The sequence below is a fragment of the Inquilinus limosus MP06 genome (assembly GCF_000767795.1).
Taxonomy (GTDB): domain Bacteria; phylum Pseudomonadota; class Alphaproteobacteria; order DSM-16000; family Inquilinaceae; genus Inquilinus; species Inquilinus limosus_E.
On record NZ_JANX01000715.1, the window covers coordinates 1 to 2675 of the forward strand.

At 74.0% G+C, this 2675-nt stretch carries 3 protein-coding genes; all 3 read left to right on the forward strand.

From position 1 onward, the window contains the following. Positions 1-865, forward strand: an 865-nt coding sequence (gene tssG / locus P409_RS31310; protein WP_238578815.1) for a type VI secretion system baseplate subunit TssG, incomplete at its 5' end; no start/stop codon positions are given. Positions 866-887: 22 nt separating this feature from the next. After that, complete coding sequence (locus P409_RS31315) at positions 888-2381, forward strand: class I SAM-dependent methyltransferase (RefSeq protein ID WP_052121614.1); 1494 nt, start codon at positions 888-890, stop codon at positions 2379-2381. 27 nt (positions 2382-2408) lie between these two features. Then, positions 2409-2675, forward strand: a 267-nt coding sequence (locus tag P409_RS31320; RefSeq protein WP_034847705.1) for a caspase family protein, incomplete at its 3' end; no start/stop codon positions are given.

The following is a 2675-nucleotide window of genomic DNA, read 5'->3' on the forward strand; positions in this document are numbered from 1 at the left end:
TTTGTCCCGGCCGATGTGTTGGCGGTGGAGCGGACCGAGGCCGGGGCGCGCGCGACCATCGCTGATCGGGCTGACCGGGCCGTCCGGCGTGCTGCCGCGCCCCTATACCGACATGGTCAACAGCGAGCAGCGCAACCGGTCCCCGGCGCTGGCCGAGTTCCTGGACCTGCTGGCGCAGCGGCCGATCGCCCAGTTCGCCGATGCCGGGATCAAGTACCGGCCGCACCGGGCCGCCGCCGCCAACGCCCTGGCCGACCCGTCCACCGCTGCCGCCCCGGCGGACGGGCTGCGCGACGTCCTGCTGGCCCTGACCGGCTACGGCACGCCGCATCTGGCGCCGCGGCTGGCGGTCGGCACCGACCCGCTGCTGTTCTATGCCGGCCATTTCGGCGCCTGGCCGCGCTCCGCCGACCGGCTGGGCGCGCTGCTGTCCGACTGGCTGGGGCGGTCGGTCGAGGTCGAGCAGTTCGCCGGCGCCTGGCTGGCGCTGGAGCCGGGGCAGATGTCGGCGCTGCCGGCCGGGGACCGGCCGGGGCAGTTCTGCCAGCTCGGCGTCGACGCCGCGATCGGCAGCCGGTCCTGGGACGTCCAGGCGCGCATCATCCTGCATATCGGCCCGCTGGACCTGCCCGGCTTCGAGTCGATGCTGCCGGACCGCGACCTGCTGCGCCGCATCGCCTCGCTGGTCCGGGCCTATCTCGGCTTCGAGACCGATTTCGCCATCAACCCGGTCCTGGCCGCGGCCGCGGTGCCGCCGCTGGGATCTCCGCCGCGGCGCCGCCGCGCCTGGGCTGGAACAGCTGGCTGCCGACCGGCGAGGCCCGCCGCGACGACGCGACCGAAGCCCTGTTCGAGGCCGGCCTGATCGAGCAGTTGGGAGAGACTGGATGAGCTGGAACGGCGGCTACGTCACCGACGTGGCCTACACCACCGGATACTACGCGCCGCAGACGCCGGGCCATATAGCCCTGGCCTGCCTGATGGGGAACGTGCTGCCCGGCTTCGCCCGCGACCCGGACCGGCTGACCTATCTCGAGCTCGGCTGCGGCCGCGGCCGCGGCGCGCTGTGCCTGGCCGCCAGCAACCCCGGCTGGCGGGTGATCGCCGTCGACTTCATGCCGGCGCACATCGCCGAGGCGCGCGAGCTGGCGGCGGATGCCGGGATCGGCAATATCGAGTTCATCGAGGCCGATATCGCGACCCTCGACCCGGACACGCTGCCGGAGGTCGATGTCGCCAGCGCCCATGGCCTGTGGAGCTGGGTGTCGGACGAGGTGCGGGCCGGCATCGTGCGGCTGCTCGGCCGCCGGCTGCGGCCCGGCGGCGCCCTGCATCTCAGCTACAACGCGCTGCCGGCCTGGCAGGGCGTGCTGGGGCTGCAGCGCCTGATCCGGACGGCCGGCGAGCGGATCGACGGGCGCAGCGACCGCAAGGCGGCAGGGGCGATGGAGCTGGTGAAGGCCCTCGGCGAGGCCGGCGCCTTCCACCTGGACCAGAGCGACCTGGTCCGGGTGCTGAAGAAGGACCTGCCCGGGATGCCGCCGGAATACCTGGCCCATGAATACATGAACGCGGACTGGCGGCCCTGCTTCCATGCCGATGTCGCCGCCGCGCTGGGCGACGCCAAGCTGGACTACGTCGCCTCCGGCGAGATCCTCGAGAACTTCCCCGATCTGATGCTGACCGCCGAGCAGCGCGCGGTCATCGGCAGGACCGAGGATGCCGGGCTGCGCGAGCTGATGAAGGACATGTGCCTGTCGCGCAGCCTGCGGCACGACATCTTCGTCCGCGGGCCGCGCGGGATCAGCGGCAAGGCGCGCGACGCCGCGCTGACCGGGCTGTGGCTGACGCTGACGCGCCGGGCCGAGGACTTCAGCTACGCGGTCAACATGCCGGCCGGGAAGGCGGAGCTGGAGCGGGCCTTCTACGAGCCCGTCGTCGCCGCGCTGGCCGAGGGGCCGCGGCGGGTCGGCGACCTGCTGGCGCTGCCCGGGGTGGTCGGCAAGCGCGACAACCCGGCGGAGCTGGTCGGCATGCTGGTCGGCACCGGGCAGGCCGTGACCCTGGCCCGGCCCGAGGCCGAGATCGGCGAGGAAGCGGCCCGGCTGAACAGCCGGGTCGCCGCCCGCATCCTGCAGAACGGCGACCCGCCGCATGGCGCCCTGGCCAGCCTGCGGCTTGGCAGCGGCCTGCGCTGCGGCGGCAACGACACGCTGGCGACGGCGATGATCGGGCGCTTCGGCCTCGACGCGCCGGTGGAGCGCTGGGCCGAGGCGCTGGGCCTGCCGCCCGAGGGCGAGGAGCGCGACCGCTTCCTGCGCGAGGCGGAGGAGACGCGCGAGCGCCGCGGGCCGGTCTGGCGCCATGCGGGGATCATCTAGATGCAGACGACACGGAAAGGACGATCCATGCGGATCCGGCGATTCTCGGCCCTCCTGGCATCGGCGCTGCTGGCCCTGGCTCCGCGGCTGGCCGTGGCGGAGCCCGGCAAGGCCGCGCTGGTGATCGGCAACGGCACCTATCAGGGCGGGGCGTCGCTCGCCGCCTGCGGCCAGTCGGCGCGCGACGTCGCCGGATGGCTGCGGCAGCGCGGCTTCACGGTGGAGGAGGCGATCGACGCCGGCGCGGTCGCCATGCGCAGCGCCATCGGCAGCTTCGTCACCCAGGCCTCCGGC

What these genes read in the sequence shown, in the direction of transcription:
- P409_RS31315 (WP_052121614.1), top strand. Translation starts at nt 888, where the DNA reads ATGAGCTGGAACGGCGGCTACGTCACCGACGTGGCCTACACCACCGGA.